Origin of the sequence: Pseudomonas sp. TNT3 (assembly GCF_010095445.2) — a bacterium.
Classification (GTDB): Bacteria; Pseudomonadota; Gammaproteobacteria; order Pseudomonadales; family Pseudomonadaceae; genus Aquipseudomonas.
The window spans coordinates 14,261-40,269 of sequence record NZ_WFGV02000026.1 but is presented as its reverse complement, the minus strand read 5'-3'; the positions used below and the strand labels follow the sequence as shown (position 1 = coordinate 40,269).

The 26,009-nt window shown below is 57.1% G+C and carries 23 protein-coding genes, 1 tRNA gene and 1 pseudogene; 14 read left to right on the top strand and 11 right to left on the bottom strand.

Features of this window, described 5'->3' with window-relative positions; genetic code table 11:
- Window positions 1-55: 55 nt before the first annotated feature.
- From GBC55_RS16490 to GBC55_RS16480, 3 genes are all read right to left on the bottom strand, one after another.
- Window positions 56-1,264 carry a DSD1 family PLP-dependent enzyme gene (locus GBC55_RS16490; RefSeq protein WP_162438500.1) on the bottom strand — a complete coding sequence of 403 codons (1,209 nt, stop codon included), beginning with the start codon at window positions 1,262-1,264 and terminating at the stop codon, window positions 56-58.
- 65 nt (window positions 1,265-1,329) lie between these two features.
- Window positions 1,330-2,661 (bottom strand): D-arabinono-1,4-lactone oxidase, encoded by a 1,332-nt coding sequence (locus tag GBC55_RS16485; protein ID WP_162438499.1) that lies wholly within the window; start codon window positions 2,659-2,661, stop codon window positions 1,330-1,332.
- An 84-nt stretch (window positions 2,662-2,745) separates the two neighbouring features.
- A complete protein-coding gene (locus GBC55_RS16480; RefSeq protein ID WP_162438462.1) occupies window positions 2,746-3,135 on the bottom strand; it encodes a c-type cytochrome in 390 nt (129 codons plus the stop codon).
- 255 nt (window positions 3,136-3,390) lie between these two features.
- Between GBC55_RS16480 and GBC55_RS16475 the strand changes: the two genes are divergently transcribed.
- Window positions 3,391-5,016: an NADP-dependent glyceraldehyde-3-phosphate dehydrogenase gene (locus GBC55_RS16475; RefSeq protein WP_162438461.1), complete on the top strand. Its 1,626-nt coding sequence runs from the start codon at window positions 3,391-3,393 to the stop codon at window positions 5,014-5,016.
- Window positions 5,017-5,033: 17 nt separating this feature from the next.
- Window positions 5,034-6,104, top strand: a complete 1,071-nt coding sequence (locus GBC55_RS16470; protein WP_247266933.1) for an FUSC family protein — start codon at window positions 5,034-5,036, stop codon at window positions 6,102-6,104.
- Window positions 6,105-6,145: 41 nt separating this feature from the next.
- Here GBC55_RS16470 and GBC55_RS16465 read toward each other — a convergent pair whose 3' ends face one another.
- Window positions 6,146-7,036, bottom strand: coding sequence for a DMT family transporter (locus GBC55_RS16465; RefSeq protein WP_162438460.1), 891 nt, complete (start codon window positions 7,034-7,036; stop codon window positions 6,146-6,148).
- A gap of 135 nt (window positions 7,037-7,171) precedes the next feature.
- Here GBC55_RS16465 and GBC55_RS16460 point away from each other — a divergent pair, with 135 nt between their 5' ends.
- A complete protein-coding gene (locus GBC55_RS16460; RefSeq protein WP_162438459.1) occupies window positions 7,172-7,609 on the top strand; it encodes an Lrp/AsnC family transcriptional regulator in 438 nt (145 codons plus the stop codon).
- Between the two features lie 57 nt (window positions 7,610-7,666).
- Window positions 7,667-7,993, top strand: a complete 327-nt coding sequence (locus GBC55_RS16455) for a YceK/YidQ family lipoprotein (RefSeq protein ID WP_162438458.1) — start codon at window positions 7,667-7,669, stop codon at window positions 7,991-7,993.
- 62 nt (window positions 7,994-8,055) lie between these two features.
- Here GBC55_RS16455 and GBC55_RS16450 read toward each other — a convergent pair whose 3' ends face one another.
- On the bottom strand, window positions 8,056-8,727 hold the full coding sequence (locus tag GBC55_RS16450) for a Bax inhibitor-1/YccA family protein (protein WP_008006561.1): 672 nt from the start codon (window positions 8,725-8,727) through the stop codon (window positions 8,056-8,058).
- Window positions 8,728-8,849: 122 nt separating this feature from the next.
- Between GBC55_RS16450 and GBC55_RS16445 the strand changes: the two genes are divergently transcribed.
- Window positions 8,850-8,937, top strand: a tRNA-Ser gene (locus GBC55_RS16445).
- 272 nt (window positions 8,938-9,209) lie between these two features.
- Here GBC55_RS16445 and GBC55_RS16440 read toward each other — a convergent pair.
- The 4 genes from GBC55_RS16440 to GBC55_RS16425 form a co-directional block, all read right to left on the bottom strand.
- Entirely contained in the window at window positions 9,210-10,217 is a 1,008-nt protein-coding gene (locus GBC55_RS16440) for an HAD family hydrolase (RefSeq protein WP_162438457.1), read from the bottom strand.
- Window positions 10,218-10,356: 139 nt separating this feature from the next.
- Complete coding sequence (locus GBC55_RS16435; protein WP_162438456.1) at window positions 10,357-12,015, bottom strand: arylsulfatase; 1,659 nt, start codon at window positions 12,013-12,015, stop codon at window positions 10,357-10,359.
- 325 nt (window positions 12,016-12,340) lie between these two features.
- Window positions 12,341-12,790, bottom strand: coding sequence for a hypothetical protein (locus GBC55_RS16430; RefSeq protein WP_162438455.1), 450 nt, complete (start codon window positions 12,788-12,790; stop codon window positions 12,341-12,343).
- Between the two features lie 214 nt (window positions 12,791-13,004).
- Window positions 13,005-13,964, bottom strand: a complete 960-nt coding sequence (locus tag GBC55_RS16425) for a LysR family transcriptional regulator (protein ID WP_162438454.1) — start codon at window positions 13,962-13,964, stop codon at window positions 13,005-13,007.
- 169 nt (window positions 13,965-14,133) lie between these two features.
- Between GBC55_RS16425 and GBC55_RS16420 the strand changes: the two genes are divergently transcribed.
- The gene (locus GBC55_RS16420; RefSeq protein WP_162438453.1) at window positions 14,134-16,170 is read left to right on the top strand and encodes an alkyl sulfatase dimerization domain-containing protein; all 2,037 of its coding nucleotides are present in this window, start codon (window positions 14,134-14,136) and stop codon (window positions 16,168-16,170) included.
- A 238-nt stretch (window positions 16,171-16,408) separates the two neighbouring features.
- Here the strand turns inward: GBC55_RS16420 and GBC55_RS16415 are convergent, their stop codons facing one another.
- A complete protein-coding gene (locus tag GBC55_RS16415) occupies window positions 16,409-18,754 on the bottom strand; it encodes a tetratricopeptide repeat protein (protein ID WP_162438452.1) in 2,346 nt (781 codons plus the stop codon).
- Between the two features lie 297 nt (window positions 18,755-19,051).
- Window positions 19,052-19,522 (bottom strand): NUDIX domain-containing protein, encoded by a 471-nt coding sequence (locus tag GBC55_RS16410; protein WP_162438451.1) that lies wholly within the window; start codon window positions 19,520-19,522, stop codon window positions 19,052-19,054.
- Window positions 19,523-19,742: 220 nt separating this feature from the next.
- Between GBC55_RS16410 and GBC55_RS16405 the strand changes: the two genes are divergently transcribed.
- From GBC55_RS16405 to GBC55_RS16370, 8 genes and pseudogenes are all read left to right on the top strand, one after another.
- Complete coding sequence (locus tag GBC55_RS16405) at window positions 19,743-20,186, top strand: TspO/MBR family protein (RefSeq protein ID WP_162438450.1); 444 nt, start codon at window positions 19,743-19,745, stop codon at window positions 20,184-20,186.
- A complete protein-coding gene (locus GBC55_RS16400; protein ID WP_162438449.1) occupies window positions 20,183-21,166 on the top strand; it encodes an alpha/beta hydrolase fold domain-containing protein in 984 nt (327 codons plus the stop codon). The genes GBC55_RS16405 and GBC55_RS16400 overlap by 4 nt, the downstream gene beginning before the upstream one ends.
- Before the next feature lie 11 nt (window positions 21,167-21,177).
- A pseudogene (locus GBC55_RS16395) lies at window positions 21,178-21,270 on the top strand (SDR family NAD(P)-dependent oxidoreductase); the annotation flags it as partial.
- A gap of 268 nt (window positions 21,271-21,538) precedes the next feature.
- Window positions 21,539-22,741 carry a pyridoxal phosphate-dependent aminotransferase gene (locus GBC55_RS16390; RefSeq protein ID WP_162438448.1) on the top strand — a complete coding sequence of 401 codons (1,203 nt, stop codon included), beginning with the start codon at window positions 21,539-21,541 and terminating at the stop codon, window positions 22,739-22,741.
- 68 nt (window positions 22,742-22,809) lie between these two features.
- Window positions 22,810-23,709: a transporter substrate-binding domain-containing protein gene (locus GBC55_RS16385; RefSeq protein ID WP_162438447.1), complete on the top strand. Its 900-nt coding sequence runs from the start codon at window positions 22,810-22,812 to the stop codon at window positions 23,707-23,709.
- A gap of 127 nt (window positions 23,710-23,836) precedes the next feature.
- Entirely contained in the window at window positions 23,837-24,565 is a 729-nt protein-coding gene (locus GBC55_RS16380; RefSeq protein WP_162438446.1) for an amino acid ABC transporter permease, read from the top strand.
- 3 nt (window positions 24,566-24,568) lie between these two features.
- Complete coding sequence (locus GBC55_RS16375; RefSeq protein WP_162438445.1) at window positions 24,569-25,255, top strand: ABC transporter permease subunit; 687 nt, start codon at window positions 24,569-24,571, stop codon at window positions 25,253-25,255.
- Window positions 25,252-25,980 (top strand): amino acid ABC transporter ATP-binding protein, encoded by a 729-nt coding sequence (locus GBC55_RS16370; RefSeq protein WP_162438444.1) that lies wholly within the window; start codon window positions 25,252-25,254, stop codon window positions 25,978-25,980. Before GBC55_RS16375 ends, GBC55_RS16370 begins: the two co-directional genes overlap by 4 nt.
- Window positions 25,981-26,009 lie beyond the last annotated feature (29 nt).

Below are 26,009 nucleotides of genomic sequence, written 5' to 3'. Positions count from 1 at the left end.
ATGCGCAGGTTCCGTGGGCTCCTTCGGGACCCACGGAATTAGAGGGCTACCGAGCTCAGGAATACACGGGCCAGGTGTCGACAATTTTGCCTCCGCGCACCGCGAGCAGATCCCCAAACTGCAACAGCACCGACTCGGTCTGGGTCGGTCTCAAAAACACTTGATCCTCCAACGCCAACCCCACCGCCGCCGAACCATTGACCATCTCCTGGTTGGAACTTCGGCCATACACGCCGTTGCTCTGCAGCCCCTTGGGCGATTCGAACTCGGCCATCCAGTTGCCGCCGTAGATAAAAAAGGTCTCGCGCTGATTGATGTCCCACCACGAAAACAGCTTCGACTTGCCATCCAGCGCCGGGATATTTACCGCTCCGGTGCTCTTGAGCACAGGCGTCGCGATGTAAGCCGCCGGAACATGTTCCACCAGCGACGGCAGATCGTAATGCGTGGGCTTGAGCATGGCGGTTCCCACCGACACTTCGGTGCTGAGTTTCTCCTGCTCGTGCAGGCGATAGCTGGGGCTGCCAGCGGTGTTGAGCGTCAGGCCTGAATGCCACAGACCGGGGTACTCGCGACGGGTAAAGTCGACGTAACGGTTGTAGATCACCATCACCTTGGCGAACAACTCTTCAGACGAACCCAGAATACCTGGCACGCCCATGCCCACGAACGGGTCATAGCCCATGAAACCCGCGAACTCCAGATGCTGCGGGTTAGCGCTGATCAGTGTCAGCATCTGCCCCAGCGCCGTTACATCACCTATGCCGCCGCGATGCAGGCCGACATCCAGCTCGATGTTCACCCGCAATCGCGTGGCCAATCCCTGAGCCAGTGCCAGGTATTCCTGCAAGCGATGCGGCGTATCGATCAGCCACTGCAATTGCTTCGACGGGTCGAACGGACCGGTGTGCGTTTGATAAAACAACTGCACCGAGCGCACCGGCAACGGCTTGCCCAGCAGGATGTCAGCCTCAGGAAATGTCACGGCGTCATGGTTGAGAAACGGTTGATGAAACGACATCAACCGCTGTGTGCCAGCGCGCTTGGCGATGTATGCCAGCAAACCCGGCGCCGGTATCGACTTTTCCACCAGGCGCAGATGTTTGCCCCCACGCTTGACCGACTGCATCACCACATCAATGTTGTGATCGAGCCGATCCAGGTCAACCAGCATCACCGGCCGCATCGGCCCGTGCACCTTGAGTTCGCGATTGAGCGCACGGAAATAATCGCTGTAGGGCCCACCTCGGTCCCCCGGTCGCAGCCACACGGCGACACCCGCCAGCAAGACTCCGACACCCACCGTTCCCATCACGAAATGACGCCGATTCATGGGTTCACCCCCAGGATGGATGCCAGGTGCGCATTGAGGAATTTGCCGCTGGGGTCGAGGGCCTGGCGGACCTCAATGAACTCCTGCCAGCGCGGATACAGCGGTTGCAGGTTCTTAGCGTTAAGCGTGTGCAATTTGCCCCAGTGCGGGCGGCCGTTGTACTTCCAGAAGATCGGTTCGATGGCGGCGAAAAAGTTGTGATGGTCCATCTGATAATGCTGGTGAACCGAGATCGAGCAACTGTCCCGGCCTTCGAACATGCTCAATGGAATGTCGTCGGCCTTGACGTAGCGGTACTCGATGGGAAACCAGGTGCGCAGGTCCTTGTCCTGAATCAACTTGAGGATTTCCCGCAGACAAGCCGGGCCGTGTTCTGCCGGGACCGAGTATTCCATTTCGTTGAAGCGCACCGTGCGTACGTTGGCGTAGATATCGAAGGAGTCGCCCACCCGATCGTCGAAACTGGCCAGGTGGCGCAAGTTGTTGAGCATGGTTCGGCGCAGGTCGGGAAAATCGCTGCCGTACTTGTCGATCTTTTCGATCAAGTTCACGAACTCGTTACCGCCCTCCTCGTCTGCCGGGATCGGCGGCGTGGCCGGGTCGGTGGTCTCGTTCAGGGCGATTGACAGGGCATAGTCGGAATGGGTCACCACGAGCATTTCCCAGTGCTGATTTTCACGGGTGTTCTTGTCCAGGTCTTCCAGCAGCTCTTCGGTTTTGGCGATCCATTGACGCTCCCTCAGGCGATAAGCCGGACGGTTTTGCAGGCGGATTCTGGTAGCGACGCCCAATGCACCGAGGGACACCCGGGCGGCGCTGAATACCTCGGGATGGCGCGTGCTGTCGCAGTCGAGAACGTCGCCGCTGGCGGTCACCAGTTGCAGGCCGCAGACATGTGCCGAATAGGATTGAAACTGCTTGCCGGTGCCGTGGGTCGAGGTGGATATGGCGCCGGCGAGGGTTTGATAGTCGATGTCGGCCATGTTCTGCAGCGCCTGCCCGATGTCCTTGAGCGGTGTACCCATGCGCGACATCGGCGTGCCGGCGGCGAACTCGGCCTGAAGCGTCTGTGCGTCGTGATCGAGCAAGCCGGTGAAGTAGCTCAGCGACAACAGCGTGCCATCGGTGGGCACCAGCGCGCTGAAGGAGTGTGCCGAACCGACCGGACGAATCTTGCCAGGCGCCTGACGGATAACCTGGGTCAATTCATCGAGATGCTTGGGTGCCAGCCGCGCCGCCGGCAGGCAACTCTGGGCGCCGGACCAATTACGCCAAGGGATCAGCCGCGGTGCGCGCAGCAATTCAGCGAGCGCCGGGCTGCTGCCCAGGGCCGTGAAAGCGCCAATGACGCTTGCCCGCTGCAACAATTGCCGCCGTGTTAAATCCATCGTCATCAAGTGCACCCCGGGTTGTTATTGTTGGAGGGTTTGCCCGGCCATGAAGTTGATCAGCGCGAGGAATTGTTCCTCTGAACACTCCACGCACTGGCCCATGGGTGGCATGCCGTTGTAGCCGTTGATGGCGTGATCCAGCAGCGTGTCCGCGCCCTGGAGCAGCCGTGGCTCCCAGGCTTTTTTGTCGCCGGTCAACGGCGCTCCGGCCGCCGGATTGGCGTGGCAGAGCTTGCAACTGTTGTCGTAGATCTGCGCCAGCGCGGGATCGCCCGGTTTGGCGATGGCCGCTTGATTGCGGGTCGCCGGGCTTTTTTTCTCTTCACCACAACCGCTGAGCAGCGCGACGAAGGCGCACCCCACCAACGCCAAACAAAGGCTAGGCTTTCCCGTGAATTGACGTGCCCGCATGACCGCCCTCTCTTTGGTGCTCCGGTCAGCCGGGTACACCTTTTTATTGTGTTCAAGGAAAGCTCAACACTAAGGCACCCGTGCCGCAGGGTTCAGGGCATTGGGGGCCAACAAGGGGGGCTTCTGAGGCCATGACCGCAAGCGCCAAGGAACCGGCCTGTTCGCCACTGAGACGAAAATGAGTCATGACAAGCGAAGCGCAGGTCTGCTAAAACGATTCATCAGCGAATCAGATCATCAAGATGGGGTAGCGACATGACCACAGCACATATCCTTGGCAACCTGTTTCCTGACGCGGCCAGCGTCCCGGAAAAATACCGCCTCGACGGCCCGACCGAACAGCGCGAGTACCTGGTCGATGGCGAGCTGAAAATCTGGTCGGGGCCGCTCGCTCAAGTCCGCAGCCCGGTGTACCTGACCGGTGAGCAAGGTGATGAACAGGTGATCCTCGGCAGCACGCCACTGCTCGACGCCGAGACTGCATTGACTGCCCTCGACGCCGCCGTCCGCGCCTATGACCGAGGCCAGGGCCTGTGGCCGACCATGCGCGTGGCCGAGCGCATTCAGCACGTTGAAACCTTCCTCGGGCACATGCGCGAACAGCGTGAGGCGGTGGTCAAGTTGCTGATGTGGGAGATCGGCAAGAACCTCAAGGATTCGGAAAAAGAGTTCGACCGCACCTGCGATTACATCGTCGACACCATCAACGCCCTCAAGGAACTCGACCGCCGTTCCAGCCGGTTTGAACTGGAACAGGACACACTCGGGCAGATCCGCCGCGTTCCACTCGGCGTGGCGTTGTGCATGGGGCCTTACAACTACCCGCTGAACGAAACCTTCACCACGCTGATTCCGGCACTGATCATGGGTAACACCGTAGTGTTCAAACCGGCCAAGCTCGGTGTCCTGCTGATCCGTCCACTGCTGGAAGCTTTCCGCGACAGCTTTCCGGCCGGGGTGATCAACGTGATCTACGGCAGCGGCCGCGAAACCGTCAGTGCGCTGATGGCCAGTGGCAAGATCGATATCTTTGCGTTTATCGGCACCAACAAGGCCGCCAGCGACCTTAAAAAGCTGCACCCCAAGCCACACCGTTTGCGCGCGGCGCTGGGTCTGGACGCGAAGAATCCCGGCATCGTGTTGCCCGAAGTCGATCTGGATAACGCCGTGAACGAAGCCGTCACCGGCTCGTTGTCCTTCAATGGTCAGCGTTGCACTGCGCTGAAAATCCTCTTTGTTCACGAAGACGTGGTCGACGCGTTTATCGAGAAATTCAACGCCAAGCTCGCCACGCTCAAACCGGGCATGCCATGGGAAAGCGGCGTGGCCCTGACGCCTTTGCCGGAGTCGGGCAAAGTCGATTACCTGCACGCGCTGGTGGCCGATGCCGAGAGCAAAGGTGCGAAGGTGGTCAACCCCAACGGCGGTGAAACCCGCGCCTCGTTCTTCTACCCTGCCGTGCTGTTCCCGGTCACGCCGCAAATGCGTGTCTATCAGGAAGAACAGTTCGGCCCGGTCGTTCCTATCGTGCCGTACCGTCACCTGGATACCGTGATCGATTACGTGCTGGAGTCTGACTTCGGCCAGCAACTGAGCATCTTCGGCACCAATCCGGTGGCAGTCGGCAGGCTGGTCGACACCTTTGCCAACCAGGTCGGCCGGATCAACCTTAACGCCCAGTGTCAGCGCGGCCCGGACACTTACCCGTTCAACGGGCGCAAAAATTCCGCCGAAGGCACGTTGTCGGTACATGATGCGCTGAGGGTTTTTTCGATCCGCACGCTGGTGGCCACCAAGTTCCAGGAAACCAACAAAGAGCTGATCAGCGAGATCATCAGCGGCCGCAGTTCGAGTTTCCTGACCACTGATTACATCTTCTGAGGAGACCCGGTCTGAGCATGATCAGAGCCCATCGACTGCCACCGCTGTTGCGCCGGTTGTTGCGTCCGTTGCTGGATCCGTATCGGCGCTACCAACACGCCAAACTGATCCACGCGGTGCGTGTGTCGCTTGGATTACTGGCTTCGATCATGCTGACCACCGGCATCAACCTGCCCCATGGTGAATGGGCGTCGGTGACGATGCTGGTGGTCATCGGCGGCTTGCAGCATCACGGCAACATTGGCAAAAAAGCCGCCGAGCGGGCCATCGGCACCCTGGTCGGGGCCGGCATCGGGTTGTTGCTGGTGCTGCAACAGACCTGGCTCGGGATGCCGTCGCTGACCTATTTCGTCATGTCGGTGGTGTGCGGGTTTTTCTCGTATCACGCCATCGGCAAAGGGGGGTACACCGCGCTGCTGGCGGGTATCACCGTGTTTATCGTCGCGGGGCATGGCGACAATCCGCTCAGCGACGGTTTGTGGCGCGGGGTGGACATCCTGATCGGGATTGCCCTGGCGCTCGCGTTTTCGTTCGCCCTTCCGCTGTACGCAGTATTTTCCTGGCGCTACAACCTGGCGGATTCGTTGCGCGATTGCGCGACGATTTACGGGCGAATCATCAATGGCCAATCGGTCACCGATGATGAACACCTCAAACTCATGGGCCGGCTGAATACGGTGATGGTGCAATTGCGTTCATTGATGCCGTCGGTGTCCAAGGAGGTGAAGATCTCCATGACCGAACTCGATGCCCTCCAACGCAACTTGCGGATGTGTGTCAGCACCCTGGAAATACTGGCCAACACCCGGCCGGACGTCAGCGACGCTCAAGCCATGGGTCAACTTCAATCGGTCTTGAAAGCTGAGCATCGGTTGATTCGGGTACAGCTGGTGGGCATGGCCCGGGCGTTGAAAACCGGTTCCTACCAGCGACTCAATCGGCCCGTGGAGCCGGCGCGGGAGGCGAGCCTCGAAGCACCGGTTTACAGCCCTCTGGATGGCTACCGTTTATTGATTTTGCAACTGGTCGCCAACATTGAAGAAATGCGCCAGCGCCTGGCCAAAACTGCGCCGCGCTGGAGTATTTGATCCTGAGTAGAACCACAGCCTGTAGCCGCTGGAGGCAGGCATCAAGCGGCTACTCGGCGAAATTTCAGGCTCCAGCCCTGCTGCATGCCGGCCGCAGCCAGCAGGATTGCCGCGACACCGAACCACTGCAGGAGCTCCAGGCGATGGCCGAAGGCGAACCAGTCCACAAATATCGCGGCGATCGGGTAGATGAATGACAGCGCGCCGGTCAGCGCTGTCGGCAGTTTCTGGATGGCGCCGTACAACAAGACGTACATCACACCGGTATGGACGATGCCCAGAGTGACCAGGCTGGCCCAGGCGCTTGGCGCTTGTGGCAGCGCCGAAAAGTGTGCGAACGGCGCGAGCACCAGTACGCCGGTGCAGACCTGGATCAGTGCAATCAAATGCGGCGCAGTGCCGGTCAGGCGTTTGATGATCAACGCTGCAATGGCGTAGAGAAACGCAGCGCCCAGCGCCAGTGCGATACCCAACAAGTAGTCATTGCCACTCTCGCCCTGCGTGCCGTGCGCACTCACAATGGCCAGCATTCCCAGAAACGAGATGCCCAGCCAGAACAACTTCTGCAGGGTGATTTTCTCGTTGAGGAAAAGCGCGGCCAGCCCCACCAGAATGAACGGCTGGACGTTGTAGACCGCTGTCCCGATGGCTATCGATGCCCGGGAATACGACGCAAACAACAAGACCCAATTGCCGACAATCGCCATACCGCTGAGTACGGCGAGCAGGAACGTGGTTCGGGTCAGGATTCTGCGACGTAAAAAGCCGAATGCCGCACAGATCAGCAGCAAGGTGCCGGCACCGAACACGCAACGCCAGAACACCACGTCCAGCACCGGTTGCCCGGACACCAGCACGAACCAGCCGATGGTCCCGGAAATCAACATGGCGGCGGTCATCTCAAATGAACCGCGACGGATTGACTTGTCCATCTTCAGACTCCTGTATTTGAGCCCAAAGTATGCCTATTCGCCCGCAGGCTTCTCCAGCGCAAAAAGCAGGCTAGAATTCGAATCTGCCTTTTTTATAAAGGCGGATTTGATCAATTGCCTAAGAGAAGTTTCGCCATGACCGACGATATTGATCAAGTGCTGATAACAGCATTGATGGAGGATTCCCGGCGATCACTCAAGGCGCTGGCGAACATCAGTGGGTTGTCTTCGCCTAGTGTCGCCGAACGTTTGCGGCGTCTTGAAGAACGGGGCGTGCTCAAAGGCTATACCGTCGAGATCGACCCCAAATGTTTTGGTTATCAGCTGCAGGCCATCGTGCGCATCCGCCCGCTGCCAGGTCAGCTGCAAGAGGTTGAACGGCAGATTCAGGCGATCCCTCAGTTCACCGAGTGCGACAAGGTCACGGGAGACGACTGCTTTATTGCAAGACTGCACGTGCGCTCCATGGAACAGCTTGATACGTTGCTTGACCGCCTAAACACACATGCGGAAACCAATACTGCGATCGTCAAGAAAACGCCCGTCAAGCGAAGGTTGCCGCCAATGGAATGAGTGAAGTTTTGGTTTAAAGTCCGTAGATTGACTATTTCCCAGCTAAGGATTGGCAACATGAAAATTCAGGTAATGGCATTGGCGGCGCTGATGCTGGCGGGTTGCGGTACGGTTCAAACGGTCATGCGAAGCGATGAAGTGGCCGTCAAAAGCCTCAAGGAACAGCAAAGCTATTGCGGCGCAGTCCCGCGAATCTACAGTGGCGTGACCTACGATTTCTGCTATTTGAACGCACCGCTGGAAAAAGGACGGGATGCGGGGGAACACAGTCCTGCGCCGGCTGTTGTGTTGGTCGACATTGTCCTTTCCGGCGCACTCGATACCTTGATGCTGCCCTACACTATTTATCGACAACAGGCCGACGGCAGCATCATCGTGAACTGACCCCCTGGATTTTCAGGCAATAAAAAACCCGCCTGAGCGGGTTTTTTAGTTATGGCCGACGATTAATCATCGCGGCTCATGATGCCGAACAGCTGCAACAGGCTGACGAACAGGTTGTAGATCGATACATACAGGCTGATGGTCGCCATGATGTAGTTGCGCTCGCCGCCGTGAATGATGGCGCTGGTCTGGAACAGGATGCAGACCGAGGAGAACAGCACGAAACCTGCGCTGATCGCCAACTGCAAACCGCTGATCTGGAAGAAGAAGCTTGCCAGTGTCGCACCCAGCAGCACGAAGAAACCTGCTGTGATGAAACCACCGAGGAAGCTCATGTCCTTACGGGTGATCAGTACGTAGGCCGAAAGGCCACCGAACACCAGTGCGGTCATCGCGAAAGCCGAACTGACGACCTCGGCACCGCCCTGCATGCCCAGGTAACGGTTGAGGATCGGGCCGAGCAGGAAACCCATGAAACCGGTCAAGGCAAAAGCCGACACCAGACCCCACGCCGAATCACGAAGTTTGTTGGTAAGGAAGAAAAGGCCATAGAAACCGATCAGAACCACGAAAATGTTCGGGTAACCGACACGCATCTGTTGAGCGACAAACGCCATCACGCCGCTGAATGCGAGGGTGAGAGCGAGCAAGCCGTAAGTGTTGCGCAGGACGCGGCTAACCTCTAGCTGCTCAGCCTGCACGCTGTTATTAACTGCGTAATCCTGTTCGCGCATGGCGACACTCCTGTTGGTTTGAAACGTTCAGTCGCAAAGATCATAACAGACACTCTGTAACAAGCTACGCAGAGAGTTTGACAGTGTGTTTCATTCAGGTATTATGGCGCCCGCAACGCAACGGAGGTGTGGCCGAGTGGTTTAAGGCAACGGTCTTGAAAACCGTCGACTGTAACAGGTCCATGAGTTCGAATCCCATCGCCTCCGCCATATTTGTAACGACAAAGCCCTGATTATTCAGGGCTTTGTCGTTTCTGAAATTCAAGAAGCACACATCCGTGTGCGCAGTTTTGACCACAGCCCCTAGCCTCCGCAGCTGCTGCCATGTCACGACACCCTCGCCTTTCGCTCATTCGTCTCATTTTCGTGCGCGCTTTCCTGTGCGGCTTCGTCGTGCGCTAAGGATCAGCGAGATTAGGGTCCATCTAAAAACAGACAGCCGCCGCGAAGCAGTCAATCGTGCTGGCCTCTATCATTAGGTTTCATGGCGCCGCGGTATCAAAAGGGTAGATTTTCCCCCACTCTTTAGCCATATCAACTACCGTCCAGTTCTGCGCCAGGGCTTCGTCCAACGCTTTGTCCAGCTTGCCTATCTTCGACTCCCGGTCGTACGCCCACTCACGCTGCGCGTCGGTGTGGTGCACAAGCCCCATGAAGCGTTTGCCGTCGCCTGCGGCAGTCCATTGCAACATTTGCTGATCGCCATCGGAGTTACCAAAAGCGAAGATCGGTCGTCGGCCTATAACCGCGTCAATACTCACGGGTTTACCCGGGCCATCGTCGTTATGAGCGAGCTTGGGCATGCGCATGATTACCGGCTTGCCGGCGTTATATTGATACTCGGCGGTGAAGGTAGTCCCGATCACCTGCTCCGGTGGAACGCCATATACTTCCTCTGCCCAGGCGCGCATGAACTCCACTTCGCCTCCGGAAACGATGTAGGTTCTGAACCCGTTGGCTCGTAGATAGGCGAGTAATTCCAGCATCGGCTGGTAGACCATTTCGGTGTAGGGTTTATGGGTTTTGGGATGCACGGCCTTGGCGAGCCATTTTCGGACATTGGTCAAAAATTCTTGGGTACTGATCTCTGTATGGGTAGCGTCGATGATCTTCATCAAACCCTCCATACCGCTGCCGGCCAACGTTTTCTGGTCGTTTTCCAAGACTGCCTTGAACGGCTGTTGTTGTTGCCATTCAGGATGCTGTGGTGCCAGGCGCTTGACCTCTTCAAGGGCGAACAGCATTTGAAAATACATCGGCTGTTCGCTCCACAGCGTGCCGTCGTTATCGAACACTGCAACGCGTTCAGCAGGTGGCACAAAATCCTTGGAACCATCAGCTGTCACTGCCTGGACGAATTCAACGATGGCATGTTTGGAAGGGCCCTCACGCCAAGAGGGTAAAGGTTCAGCCGCTTGCAAAAGCAGCGGCCACAATAAAAGAAGCCAAAGCCAGCGTATTGCCGGACGAACCAACAAGATGTCTTTCATGGACTACTCCCTTAGAACCGCGCGAGAAGGTGGACCTTTGAAAATCCACCGCCTTATCTTTAAAGCGTGGTGAATACTCGCCAACTTCAATTTGCGAAGTGGCGACCGCTGATGAGGTCGCCAATTTTCGGCTGATTGATCAATTGCCAGCAGGCATCGGCAAGTTGATGCCCTCTTGCTTCAGAGACTCTCGCACGGATTGAAATTTCTGGTACTGCGACAGCGTGACAGGTCCGTCATAACCCATACTTTGCAGTTTGCGCGGTGGGTATTCGACGTAGGTTTTCATCAGTTTCATGATCGCGCCCGTGATCGGTACCATCGTCCAGGTGCGCTCGGTGAAGTTGTTCATGAAGAGGTCATAGCGCTCTTGCGGGTCTTGCCACAAGTCGAAGACTTGCGGAACGGTGGCCACATATTTTTCGGCGCCTTTCCAACCCAGATTGGTGTCCACTGCCAAGCCGCCGGTTTGCGCGCCATCGTCACCGCGCAGGTTGAACACCGCCTTGTAGTTACCGACACGGGCCGCGCCTGGTGACAGTTCATTCTCGGTAAAGTAGAACCACTCTTTGCGCGGTGAAGGGCCACTGCCCTTGAGCACGGGCGTCATGTCGTAACTGTCGAAGATGATGGGCTGACCTTCGCGATCTTTTTCCGGCAACTTCACTCCCGCCACGGACGCGAACGTTGCCATCAGGTCGAGGCCACCGAGCATTTCGTGGTTTTTGGTGTCGGGCTTGATCTTGTCTGGCCAGACGGCAATCGCCGGTACCCGGTTGCCACCCTCACGCACCGTCCCTTTGGTGCCGCGGAACGGAGTGTAACCAGCGTCCGGATAAACATCCTGCCAGGCCCCGTTGTCGGTGGTGTAGACCACCAGGGTGTTCTTATCCAGGCCGAGCGCCTTGAGCTTGTCCATGATCCGGCCAATGTGGGTGTCCAGTTCGACCACGGAGTCGGCGTACTTGGACTTGGACATGGACTTGTGAACGAACTCCGGTGCCGGCATGTTGGGCTGGTGCACTTTCATGAAGTTGACGTTGATGAAAAACGGCTTGTCCGATTTAGCCGCGGTGTCAAGAAACTCCAGGGCGGCTTTTTCGACGTAGTTATCAAAGTATGGAATGCCGACCACGCCGGGTTTTCCGTCTACGACAGGCGTGTCCACGTACTGGCCATTGACCTTGAATTCTTCGACCGGTTTTTCCCCCGCCTTGCCGGACAATGCACCCTTGGTGACCCGTTGGAACATCTCACGGGTTTCCGGATCCATGTCCGGGAACCAGGTCGGGTCTGCGTAGGTATAGGCATTGAGGTGGTACAGACCGACGTATTTCATCACGTCGTAACCCTGCGCATTGGGCAGCGCATAATCGGCTTCGCCCAAGTGCCACTTACCTGTGAAATAGGTGTCATACCCCCCGGTTTTGAGAACCGAGGCCAACGTCCACTCCGCCGCCGGCAATCCACCGCCCTGGCCTTGAAAGGCCACCGTGGTCATGCCGCTACGATTGGGGATACGTCCGGTTTGCATGGCTGCCCGACCAGGCGTGCAGCTTGGCTGAGCATAAAAAGAATAAAAAGTGACCCCCTCTGCCGCCAGCTCATCAATGCTCGGCGTAGGCATTCCTCGACCGACCCCACCACCGTAGGGGCCAAGGTCACCGTAGCCGGTATCGTCGGAGACGATGAACAGGATGTTGGTGTTCTCCGTTTGAGCAGCGAGGGCCAGTCCGTTCAATGACATAAGTGCAGCAAATACAACTGATAGCTTGAAACGATCCAATAGCTGTTCCATACCAGGATTCCTCGTTGATTCATGGTGTTAGCAACCGGTTGATGAGTGCACGTCAACATCGATCCTTAGTGCATTTACCACCGAGTGTTCGCCCAGTTAGTGCGTACAGAATCATCTTTTCTTATAGCTTGAACCTTGCACGGGTTAAGACGCGAAAAGAGTTTAGTGCGGTTTTTTCGATTAAACCTGTCGCTCGAAGTATTTTTGGGAAGTCTTGTAAAGCCAGCCTTACAAACCGTATGTACACCCATTAATAATTCCGACAAACAGGGCTCCATTCATCAGGTAGGGTATTACCTCTATTTCCAAATGAACTAAACAAACATCATCGGGTTACTTGCGCTATATCGCCGCAGAAAATATCGACGTTGCCATCTTCAGGGGAGGTTCTCACGACAACCGAAAACTGGCCGGAGAGCAGATCTGCCATGGCGATCGGCGCGCTTCTGTAGAAGCTCCAACCACCGGCGCCAGCGGCGGATTGAGTATTGACCTTGTCGTTCATTGCATAAGCAACGGGGCCTGGTTGCTTGCAACTGCCTTTGTTGATGAACGTGTACAGGCGCGGCGGCATGATTGTTCCGAGCGGAACGCCTGTGATGGAAAAGTCAAAGTTGGTTTGATTTCCCACCCCGGTCAGCGTGGTATTGGCAATATGACCCGGGTTTTTGTGGGTCGCTGCCAAAGGAAGGTTCATTGATTGGTTTGATGAGCTGGTGCAGCCAACGAGACTTGCGGTGATCAATAGCGTTGCAAGGGGTGCGCAGAATTTCATTGCCAACCTCCAATAATGGAAGAAGTGCGGTGGGGGACTATTGGGTATAGCGCATTAATACGGCGCTGCACGCTTGAGTGACTACTTTTTGTAGTCGTAAAATCCCGGGAACCTCCGATTTATCAACAAAACTATGTAAACCCGAATACGCACTAGCCGGGCACCTGCAAGTAAAGCGGGTGGTGTTGTACGAGGCCACGCTCGCGCAGTGGATTCACTCCCCCCTCATTTGCGCTAGAAGGCTTTCCCGCTGACAGATTTCTTCTTCCACCGCCCTCACTTCCTTCATGTAAAACTCTACCGCAGGCGGCAATGAGCGCTCTTTAAGGTATATGAAGCCGTAACGGGTGCGCAGTGCGAGGTTATGGATCGGTAACGGTACGATTTCTCCCGCCATGATTTCCTGTTCAAAAGTCGATAAATTCCCTAAGGCCAGGGCATTACTGTTCTCGACGAATCTAACGATTTGCATCGGCACGTCTATTTCGATCGCCGGCACAAAATCACCCGTCACCGCATCATAAGCGCCCGCACAGCCCAACGTTGCCGGGAGCAAATGGGTCGCCAGCCGCAGCGGAATGCGCGAGGCCACCCACGGGTAATCGAGTGTTTGCGCCAACGTCAGTGAACGATGTCGCGACAGCAGCGGATGGCCCGGACGGCAAAACAGACGACCCTCATGCTCACCCAACAGCTCGCAGGTGAACTCTTCCCTGCCCTGCAACGTGCTGATTTCGGCTATCCCCAGATCCACTGCCCCTGTAGCGACCTGATGAGCAACTTCACGCCAACCGGCGACATGTGCAGTGACCTTGATTTGAGGATGCCGGGCATGCAATCGCGCGAGACTGACATAACCGCTGGCGATGCTTGGGTAGGGACCCAACGCTACCCTCAGTGCTCCAATATCGCCTACCGCCAGCAAAGCGATGTCTCGACGCAGGTCCTCCTCGGCCATCAACAGGCGCTGACTCTTTTCACGAAGTAATTGGCCAAAGGCAGTCAATACGACGCCTTCGGTGCGTCGATCGAACAGCGTGACGCCTAATTCACTTTCCAGTAACTGAATGCTTTTACTCAGTGCCGGCTGTGAAACCCCCAATGCTTTCGCCGCTCGACCGAAGTGCGCATGTTCAATCAACGCCAAAAATTGACGTAAGCGACGTGGCGTCATCTCATAACCTTTATGTTATCGAAAAGCATCAAAACGGAATTTTTCGTAATGAAATGAATATGCTATTCATGGCCGTAATGGTCAAGCTGACGACGCACCTGAACAAGCGTTATAGGCACTCAACGGCATTGACGCTCATTGGCAAACCTTATGGCGCAGGAACTCTTTTATGTCCCACAAGACCCTTCATCTGGCACTGGCAATTACCCTTGGCGGTAGCGTCAGCCCGGCCATTTTTGCTACCGATGCAAACGTCGTCAGTTCTGATCTCGTCTCCGCACAAAACGCGCATTTCGACATCAAAGGCAAAGCGCCTTCGCCTTATACGATCGAGCTGCAAAAGGGTGTGCGCCAGGCGCTTCCGTTTGCCGATACACGCGACGTTGAAGAAGCGAAAAGAGGCTTCATCGCTGCACCGACCTATCACAAGATTATGGCCGATGCCGGGAATGTCGCCTGGAACATGGGCAGCTATAACTTCCTGCTGGAAGGTAAGGACTACGACAGTATCAATCCGTCCCTGCAACGCCAGGCGGTACTCAACATGGCCTTCGGTCTGTATGAGGTTGTTCCGGAGAAGATTTACCAAGTGCGCGGGTTCGACCTGGCCAACATCACTTTCATCAAGGGCGACACCGGCTGGATTGTGTTCGATACCCTGATGTCGAAGGAAACCGCCAAGGCCGCGCTGGACTTCATTAATGAAAAACTCGGCAAGCGCCCGGTCGTGGCGGTAGTGATCTCTCACTCTCATGCCGACCATTTCGGTGGTATCCGCGGAGTGGTCGATGAAGCCGATGTGCGCAGCGGCAAGGTCCCGCTGATAGCACCGACAGGTTTCATGGAGCATGCCGTGGCTGAAAACGTCTACGCCGGTACTGCCATGACCCGCCGCGCCTTCTTGCAGTACGGTGTGATGTTGCCGCACAGCCCATACGGCCATGTCGACATGGCCATCGGGAAAAATGCCTCGATTGGCACCATGGGGCTGATTGAGCCCAATCGCTATATCGAGAAAGATTTCGAGACCCTGACCGTTGACGGGGTGGTGATGGAGTTCCAGAACACCCCGGGCACCGAAGCGCCATCGGAAATGAACACCTGGTTCCCGCAGTTAAAAGCGTTCTGGGCCGCCGAGAACATCACCGGCACGATCCATAACATCTATACCCTGCGCGGTGCCCTGGTTCGAGATCCGCTGGTCTGGTCGAAGAACATCAACAACGCTCTTTATCGTTACGGGCAGCAGGCCGATGTCATGTTTGCATCGCACAGCTGGCCACGGTGGGGCAATGAGCGAATTCAGGACGTCATGCGCGCGCAACGCGACGCCTACGCCAACTTGAACAATGCCGTGCTGCACGCCGCTAACCAGGGCGTCACCGTCAACGAGATTCACAATGTCTACAAGCTGCCCGAAAGCCTGAAAAACAATTGGGCGACGCACAGCTACCACGGCTCGGAAGAGCACAACAGCCGTGCCGTGATCAACCGCTACCTGGGCTATTGGGATGCCAACCCTGCAACGCTGATGCCGCTTTCACCGAAAGATTCGGCACCGCTGTATGTCGAAATGATGGGGGGGGCGGACAAGATCATGGCCAAGGGCAAATCCCTGTTCGGCCAGGGCAAATACCGCGAAGCCTACGAGATCCTCAATAAACTGGTGTATGCAGAGCCGCAAAACAGCCAGGCCAAGGACCTGCTGGCGGATGTCTATGAGCAGGTCGGCTATCAGAAGGAAAGTGCCGGCGTGCGCAACAGTTTCCTTGCCGCAGCGTACGAACTGCGCCACGGCGTGCCCAAAGGCGTACCGCCAAAAACCGGCGGACCTGACATGATTCGCGCCATGAGCACAGAATTGTGGCTGGAGTACCTCGGCATCAGCCTGGACGGCAGCAAAGTCGCGGGTGAACACTTCATCCTGAATCTCCAGACGCCGGACAATGGTGAGCAATTCGTGGTCGAGTTGAGCAACTCGACACTGACCAGCATCAAGGGGCAGCAGGCCAAAAACGCCGACCTGACCATCACCCTCGATCGCTCTGCGCTTGAAGAGGTGATGGCGAGGAAGACCAGCTTCGATCAGCTCGTCAAGGACGGCAAGGCCCGCTTCGAAGGTAATCACACACCGTTCAAACGGCTAATGGCGGCCATGACGCCGTTTACCACGGACTTTGAAATGCTGCCGGGCACCCGGCAGTAACGGGACGGCGCACTTGATTCCGCCTAAGAGTCAGCAACCTGGGCGCGTCCGTTATCTGGATGCGCCCATTCAACACCTGCGAAGGACTGTCATGAACATTTTTTGCAGTGGACTTTTTCCTGGTCGCTCAATCAGCTTCATGATTGATGGATTACCCTCGATGCTGCTTCAACTTTATGCAGGAATAAAGTTGGCGGTCATACCGGTCGCCTATTGGTTGTTGCGACTTCGCGACGGATCATTTCAACCCCGGATCATCCATGTTGATTTTCTTCCAGTCCTGCAAGAGCATCTGCGCCTTCGATTCCTGCCCACCTTTGAGGTAGTAATGGATCAACGCCTGCCGCGCATTGCGGTTGGCGGGCTGCACCTTCAACAGCCTTTCCAATTCCTCACACGCCGCCTCAACCTTGCCGCTGTCATGCAGCGCCACGGCGAGGACGTAGCCGTATTGGGCGTTCTCGGGTTCCAGTTGCGCAGCTTTGCTCAGCGCCAGCATGGCTTGATCCGTTTTACCCGCACGCACCAGCGACAAACCCTTGGCATGGTGTAGCAGGGCCGCCGCCGGGTGTTCTTTCAGGCTTTGCGCGAGCAGCGCCTGAGCTTCTTGGTTGCGTCCGCCCGCTTCCAGCCATTGCACCAGCGTCACCAGTGCCGGGTAGAAATCCGGGTCACGTTCAAGTGCCGTGCGCAGCAGAGCTTCGACTTCGCCGCTACGACCGCTGGCCTGGTAGAGCATGGCCAGGTTGAGATTGGCTTCGGCGCGTTCGGCCAGGTTCTTTTGTACCGCTTCGTATTCGGCAATGGCCGCATTCCACTTGTTCTGTGCACTCTCTAAACCAGTGCGACCCACGCTCAACAAATCTCGGGCTGCGGCGATGCGTACGGCCTTTACAGGATCACCCAGCAACGGCGTCAACAGTGGCGCGCGGTCCGGGGGTGGCAGGAACGCGCTGATCGCCCGAACGGCGCTTTCGCGTACTTGCGGTGCCGAGTTGCTCAAGTCCTTGGTGGCCAGTTTGATCGCTTGTCTGCTGGGATACAGCGCCAGTTCCGCCAGCAAGGTTGCCCGTTGAATTGACGGCAGGTTGCTGCGTTGCAGTTGCTCGTACAAGGCTTGTGCCGCGCCGGGCTGGCCGTTGCGGATCAACCACAGGCTTTCATCGTAGCGCGGCGCTTGCGGGCTGTTTGAGACGTTCCACAGCTTGAACTGTGCGGTGACCTTGTTGCCGGCCTTGCCCTGATGACAGGTCAGGCAGGCGTCCGGCGTGCCGAGTTTCGCTGCGTGTTCCGGGTTAGGGATGCTGAAGCTGTGGTCATGCCGGAAGTCGTTGCCCATGTAGAACTTGCCGGGCATGTGGCAATCCACGCACTGCGAGCCTGGTTGGCCCATGGTGTGGCGGGTGTGTTCGATGGAATCGTAATTCTTCGCTTGCAGGCCCTTGCCATCAACACCTTCCACCGAGGTCCTGCCGGCAGTGTTGTGGCATTGCAGGCATACGCCGTTACCCGGCGCCTTGAGTTCGTTGCTATGGGGGTTGTGGCAATTGCTGCAACGCACACCCTTGTCGGACATTTTGCTCTGGGCGAAGGAGCCATGTTCGAATACTTCATCCTTGATCTTGCCATCCAGGGCATACAGTTCACGGGTCAGAAGACTCGGTAGGTAGTCATCCATCAGGCGATTGCCGACGGTGAAACCATCGCCCAGCGGCGCGCGCCGGGAGTGGCAGCGTGCGCAGGTTTCGATTTCGACGCTGGCATTCTTGTCCTTGAGGTCGACGGCAAACCCGGCGTGGATCAAGTCACCTTTTTTCGCCGTCCATTCCAGGTGATTGGAGGCTGGGCCATGGCACGCCTGGCAGCCGACACCGAGGCTGTTCCAGTGACTGTCGAAGGTATTTTTTGCCGCATCGAAATTGCGCTTGTAACCCGTGGTGTGGCATTCGACGCACATGAAATTGGCGTTTTGGCTCGGTTTGCTCCAGTGGATCGGGTTCTTGAAGCTCACGCCCTGGCCTGGATAGAGGTGAAACCAACGGTTTTTTTCGGTATCCCAAGCCACGCCCAGAGCTTGCAAGCGACCGTCGCCAACCTCGATCAGGTATTGCTGTAGCGGCGAGATTCCAAAGGTGTAAGCGACCTGGAAGTCCGCGTTCTTGCCATCGATGCCGGGGGTGTTGACCCAGAATTCATCACCTTTGCGAGAGAAATGGGTGGTTTCTTTTTCCGCATGGAAGGTGACGTTGTTGAAGTCGCCCAGCATGGTTTCAGCATTGGCTACCTGCATCGCCAGTTGGTGATGGGAGCCTTGCCAGTCTTTGACTTGGGCGTTGTGGCAACCCTGACATTGCTGCTCATCGACCATTTTTGCCTGCGCTTTTTCCTGCACTACGGCAACAGGTTGTGGCGTGGCCGGTTGGACGACCGGCGCATAAGTCACAGGAGCAGGTTTGCTGCCGAACAGGAACCACCCGATGCCCACAACGGCCATGAGCAGAACGCCGATAGTGACGGGAAACAGATAGTTGTTAATCGTCATCGGTTGCGAATCGATAACCGTTTTATTTTTATTTTTCGGCATTACGACTTCCATAGCCCGGATGCGTTTGTTATCAAGCGGGCGTTCAAGTTCAGTACAGCCTTGCCGGATGGCCGGAGACTGTGAAAAATCCATGTGATAGTCGGATCAATCCTATTGATCGCGATGCCGTACTCAGTTTCAACTCCTTCCCGCGATTAATCCTGAGACTTTGGATCGATCCACAAAATTTCTCTAGCTCTGTCTCGCCATGGCCCTGCCCGGCCCAAGCGTAGTCCCTATGAATGTCCGATTCCACCGGCAGCGGACTCGGTCCAGCGTCCGCTATTGGCTGTGGATTCAACCTGTCGACGTACTCTGCTGAGTGGCACCCGCTGACTCACCAAACGGCAAATACCCACGCGCTTCCAAAACCTCGCACAAAAAGACCAGCGCACGACGAAAAACCGGGTGGCATTTCTCATAAGGTAAATCGTCGAGCGAAGCCCAGAAAAACGCGAAGGTGTGACCAAAATCATCGAGCGTCTGATGTGACCAATGTTCAGGCAGGGCGCCAACCGCCCGGCACAGTTGAAACGACCAGATCTGGTCCTGATGACCGGAATTCCAACACCCCAGATCATCTTCGATTGTGGCGGCGCTAATCCCCGACTCTTCCGCCAGTTCACGCAGGGCTGCTCGATCTGGCGTCTCTCCCCTTTCAATACTGCCCTTCACCAGTTGCACCCCTGCCTGAGGATGATGGAACAAAAGGATCCTGGGGCGCTGTTCGGAAGACAGAACGACTGCGCAAGCCTTGTCGGGAAGCATGGCGATTTCCTTATCGGTAGTGAAAGCCCGCCATCATACGCGTTGGGCCGTTGGCGAAACGGGGGGCGGGAGCGGCAGTCATGGAGCGACCGCATCCCTTCGCGAAAGAAAAAAATCTCATCACCCGATCCAAACTTTTCGTGTCACCGGGCGTCCTTTCTTTAACGACGCCAACATGGCTTTGCACCCACAGACGGCTGGCTTCAGCCAAGGATAGCTAATGACCTTTTTTATTTTTCTCCTGGCCTGCGGTGCCGCAGCGAGCACCGGCCTTCTTTTCAAGCCGGGCCAGTGGTACGAATCGCTCGTCAAACCTGGCTTCACACCCCCCAATTGGCTGTTTCCGGTGGCCTGGTCGATTATCTATCTGCTGCTCGCCTGGGCTGGGTATCGCTTGTCCCTGATACCCGGAAGCCAAGTGGTGTTGGCTTTGTGGGCGGCGCAGATCGCACTGAATACGCTGTGGACACCGGTGTTCTTCGGCGCGCACCGCATTTTCGCCGCGATGATCATCCTGGCGCTGCTTTGGCTTGTGGTCGCGGCAATGGTGGTGATGGCGTTGCGGCTCGACCTGATCACGGGGCTTATCCTGTTCCCTTACCTTGTGTGGCTGTGCGTCGCCGCCGCGTTGAATTTTTCCATCCTGCGCAATAACCGCGGATGATCAATTACAACGCGGAGACGAAAACACCTTGGCCTGCCAGCGAACGGGACTTGGCGCACGCTCGGGATTTCAACAGGAAACTCGCCTGGTTGCCGCGCTTTCGAATCCGTAATCGCTTCACGCCTCGGGTGATTCAGGCGCTGCTACGTGCCGGCCAACTAGGCGGCGCCGCTCAATTGCTCAAGCATGGGCTCAAGGCTGAACGGAAGACGATAGGTGTCGGCGACATTTCAGTGCCCGTGCGGATCATCAGGCCCAAAGGAAAGGCAAAAGGCGTCGTGCTTGATTTCCACGGAGGTGGATGGGTTATCGGCAATGCGCAGATGAATGACGCCTTCAATGTGGCCATGGTCAATACCTGCGACGTCACAGTCGTCTCGGTCGACTACCGGCTTGCCATCTCGACGCCGATTGAAGGACTGATGGAGGACTGCCTGTGTGCTGCCCGCTGGCTGCTAAGTGAAGACTGTGATGAGTTTGCTGACCTGCCCATTATCGTCGTGGGCGAATCAGCCGGGGCGCACCTTGCTGCGGCGACGTTACTGGCGCTGAAACAATGGCCCCACTTGCTTCAACGGGTGAGCGGCGCGCTGCTGTATTACGGCGTTTACGATTTGACGGGAACCGCGAGTGTCCGGGCAGCATCCGCTGAAACGCTCGTACTGGATGGTCCTGGCATGGTTGAAGCGTTTCGCATGCTCACGCCCGGTCTGAATGACCAGCAACGTCGGCAGCCTCCTTTGTCACCGCTGTATGGCGACTTTACGGACTTCCCCCCTGCGCTATTGTTTGCCGGCGAACTGGATCCCCTGAGGGACGACACGCTCGAACTCGCTGATCGATGGATGAAGTCGGCCCCCGTGGAAGTGCACGTATTGCCCTCTTCTCCCCACGGTTTCATTCACTTTCCGACGGCCATAGCAGACAGCGTGCTTGCTTACAGCCGGCAGTGGATCACGGCTCGAATTGCTCAGCAGTAATCAAAGAACATCCCGTGCACGACGTCGTGCAGGTCTTGAGTCTGTCCTCAGCCAACTTCGTCAAGGAACTCACCTTGCCGGCACTATTCGACGAACGCTTTTGATGAAAGGCCAATCGCTGCAGTAGAAAAAGTCGGGGGAGCAGCCAAGTCGCCATCACGGCACCTGCTCCAATGACCCTGGTGTTTTATCGTGCACCACCCTCGCCCATCCCCCCTCTGTAATCCAGCCTGCAATCATTCACAGCTACCCGAAATTTAGGGTTTGTCCGCCGTTGCAAAAACTTTTTTTATCATGTCATACTACGTCGTACAACATCATCAGGACGCCAGGCCACCCCCCGGCGTACCTCCAAGGAAGGCGGGCATTTTCATGAGTTTTGAAAGTCAACGCGTCAAACAGATCTCTTCCTCCCCCAGCATGGTCATCTCCATGCGCGCCAAAGAACTTGCCTGCCAAGGCCGCGACATTGTCGACATGAGCCTCGGCGAACCCGACTTCGATACCCCCGCACACATCGTCGAAGCGGCCTACCAGGCCATGCGTGATGGCCACACCCGCTACACCGCGCCGCAAGGCACGCTGGCCCTGCGCCAGGCGATTGTCAGCAAGTTCCAGCGGGAAAACGGTCTGACTTATAGCGTCGATGAAATCACCGTCGGAAATGGCGCCAAGCAAGTCATCTTCAACACGTTCATGGCGACCCTGGAAGCCGGCGACGAGGTCATCATCCCTGCGCCGTACTGGGTTTCCTACTCCGATATCGTCACGCTCAACGGTGGCAGCCCGCAGGTCATTCCCTGTGGCATCGACGTCGGTTTCAAGCTGACCGCCGAGGCACTGCAAGGTGCACTGACCGGCAAAACCCGCTGGCTGATCCTCAACTCGCCCTCCAATCCCAGTGGCGCCATCTACTCCGAAGCCGAACTGCAAGCGCTGGGCAAAGTGCTGGAAGACTTCCCCAACGTCCTGGTGATGTCGGACGAGATCTACGAGCACGTGTTACTCGCTGATCAGCCCTTCGTCTCGTTTGGCAATGCCTGCCCGCAGCTGCGTGAACGAACCTTGCTGATCAATGGCGTGGCCAAGGCCTATGCCATGACCGGCTGGCGCATCGGTTACGCCGCCGGACCCAAAGCCCTGATTGCTGCGATCAGCAAGATTCAATCGCAGAGCACTTCAGGTGCCAGCGCTATTTCCCAGGAAGCGTCCCGGGCGGCCCTTCAAGGTCCACAAGATTTTGTCAGCCAGAGTGCCGCCGAATACGCCGAGCGCGGGCGCCTGCTCGTGGATGGTCTGAGTCAGTGCGAAGGCTTGCGCCTGAGCGCACCGGCCGGTGCCTTCTATGCCTTCCCCGAGTGCAGCCAGTTGCTGGGCCGCAGCACCCCGCAAGGTCGGGTGATCAATGATGACGTCGAACTGTCCGCCTATCTGCTCGATCAAGCAGGCGTGGCCGTAGTGCCGGGTCTTGCGTTCGGCTTGCCGGGGTACTTCCGGTTGTCGTTTGCCACTTCTCGCGAACAAATAAAAAAAGCCGTCGTTTCAATCAGTGAAGCGCTTGCAGCCTTGCGCTAAAGCCTTGCGCTAAAGCCTTCGCCTTTCGCTGTGCCATAGCTGCCATAACAATAAATCGGAGATTCCCCATGTTCGATCAGAAGAAAAAGCTGCTTGCCCTCATCGTCGCTGCGTGCCTGAGCACCAGCGCTGCACAGGCTGACGACCTCACCGGAACACTGAAAAAAATCAAGGAGCTGGGCACCGTCACCCTGGGTTATCGCGACGCGTCGTTACCCTTCTCCTACCTCAATGATGCCCAGCAGCCCATCGGCTACAGCATTGAACTGTGCAAAAAAATCGTCGATCAAATCAAAGTCAAAGTCGGTGAACCCAACCTCAAGACCGAGTACGTCTCGGTGGTCGCAGCCACTCGTACGCCTCTGTTGATCAACGGCACCATCGATCTGGAATGCGGCGTCACCACCAACACCGTGGAGCGCCAGAAACAAATCGGTTTCCTGCTCACCAGCTACGTGGCCAGCGCCAAATACGCAGTGAAAAAAACCGCCGGCATCAACAGCGTTGCCGATCTCAAAGGCAAATCCGTGGTGGTCATCACCGGGGGTAGCGGCGAATGGATCACCAAGAACCTCGACCGCGAAAAAGCCTTGGGCCTGAAGATCCTCAATGCCAAGGATGGCGGCGAAGCCTTCCTCATGCTGGAGACGGGGCGCGCCGTTGCCTACATCAATGACGACGTGCAGTTGATGGCAACCATCGCGCAAAGTCGCAACCCGGACGCCTACACCTTGCTGCCCGAGCCGATGTCCGCTGAACCTTATGCCATCGGCATTCGCAAAAACGATGGGCAGTTCAAGGCGTTCGCCGATGACGTTCTGCGCAACCTCTACAGCAGCGGCGAGATCAACACCCAGTATCCGAAATGGTTCCAGCAGCCGATCCCTCCAAAGAACGCGGTGATCAATCTGCCCATGAGCGAAGCGCTCAAAGAAGCCATCGCGAACCCGAACGATACCGGCGTCTGATCCCGACCCGTCACTGTGCCGGGTGGACACGCCTCGATACCTGCCAATCAAGCCGTTCAAGCGCGCCTGATTGGCCGGTACTGCGGGCTGTTCCAGGCTGCGCACCCTCACCAAGGTTGGTGTTTTCATGGATTACAACTGGAATTGGGGCGTCTTCTGGGGCTCCGCGCCCGGAGAGACGTCTTCGTATCTGTATTGGCTGATCACTGGCACGAGCTGGACGCTGGCGACTACCCTCGCCGCGTTTATCCTGGCGTTCCTGATCGGTGGCTTGATCGGCACCCTGCGCACCACGACACTGCGACCCGTCGTGTGGTTGTGCAACTTGTACACCGAAGTATTCCGCAACATCCCCCTGCTGGTGCAGATGTTCATCTGCTTCTTCGTCGTGCCCGAGCTGCTGCCGATATCGCTCGGTGACTACCTCAAGCAGGATTTGCCTTACCCCTCCTTCTTCAGCGCCGTTGTCGCCCTGACGCTGTTCACCTCGGCCAAGCTGTCGGAGCTGTTCAAGGCCGGCATCGAATCGGTTGCTGAGGGCCAGCGTGGCGCGGCATTGGCGCTGGGCTTGCGGCCGACGCAGATGTACCTGCAGGTGCTGCTGCCCCAGGCCATCCGGGTGGTGTTCCCGCCACTGACTTCCGAAGCGCTGAACACCCTGAAGAACTCATCCGTGGCGCTGACCATTGGCCTGATGGAGCTGACCGCACAAGCACGCAACGTCAGCGAATACTCGTTCAATACCTTCGAAGCCTTCACTGCCGCGACCGTGATCTATGTGGTCATTTCGCTGCTGGTGACTTTCGTCATGGGTCATATCGAACGTTCACTGACCATTCGCGGCGCGACGAGGTAAGTCATGTTTGATCTAGATCCAAGTGTCATTGTCAGGGCCATGCCGGCGCTGTGGAGCGGCCTGAAATTTACCTTGCTGCTGACCCTGGTGGCGATGTCGGTGGGGATCGTCGCCGGCACCTTGCTGGCACTCATGCGCCTGTCGCACAACCGCGTCTTGCGTGGCTTTGCCCTGGGCTACGTCACCGTGATGCGCAGCATTCCGCTGGTCCTGGTGATTTTCTGGTTCTACTTCCTGATGCCCTTGCTGCTGCAAATGGCTTTCGGCACAGAACGGCCAGTGCAGATCGGCCCGGTGGTGACTGCATTCGTGACCTTCTGCATGTTCGAAGCGGCGTACTACAGCGAAATCATTCGTGGCGGTATCCAGAGCATCAGCGGCGGTCAGAAACAGGCTGCAGCGGCCCTTGGCCTGCGGCCGTCGCAATCGATGATCTACGTGATCCTGCCCCAGGCGTTGCGCCGCATGGCGCCGCTATTGCTGACCCAAACCATCATCCTGTTCCAGGACACCTCGCTGGTGTACGTGCTGTCCATCGCCGATTTCACCGGAGCGGCCAGCAAGTTCGCCCAACGTGACGGGCGTCTGGTCGAGCTGTATTTGTTCGTCGCCCTCGTCTACCTGGTGATCTGCTATTTGCTGTCCAGCCTGACTAAACGCATGAAAAGAAACATAGGGAAAACAGCATGATCCAGATGAAAAACCTGAGTAAATGGTATGGCAACTTTCAGGTCCTGAAAAATTGCACCACACAACTCTCTCGCGGTGAAGTGATGGTGGTATGCGGGCCATCCGGTTCGGGCAAGAGCACCCTGATCAAGTGCGTGAACGGGCTGGAACCGGTTCAGGAAGGCGAGATATTCATCGAAGGCCAACCCGTCACCGGCAAGGGCGTGGACTTGCCCAAACTGCGTGCGCGTGTGGGGATGGTGTTCCAGCATTTCGAACTCTTTGGGCACCTGACCATCATCGAAAACCTCAACCTTGCACAAATGAAGGTATTGCGCCGGGACCACATCACCGCGACGAAAAAAAGCATGATGTTGCTGGAGCGCGTAGGGCTCAAGAGCCATGCGCAAAAGTATCCGATCCAGTTGTCCGGTGGTCAGCAGCAACGAGTCGCGATCGCTCGCGCCCTTGCCATGGACCCGATCGCGATGCTGTTCGATGAGCCTACTTCGGCACTCGACCCCGAGATGGTCAATGAAGTGCTGGACGTGATGGTCGAATTGGCCCACGAGGGCATGACCATGATGTGTGTCACCCACGAAATGGGCTTCGCGCGCAAGGTGGCTGACCGCATCGTGTTCATGGATGGCGGCGAGATTATCGAAGATGTGAAGTCAGAAGAGTTCTTCGGTGCGCCTCGCACAGACCGCGCACGCAGCTTCCTGTCGAAGATCTTGCAGCATTGATCACGGGGCTTCGCTGATCGTGCAACCTC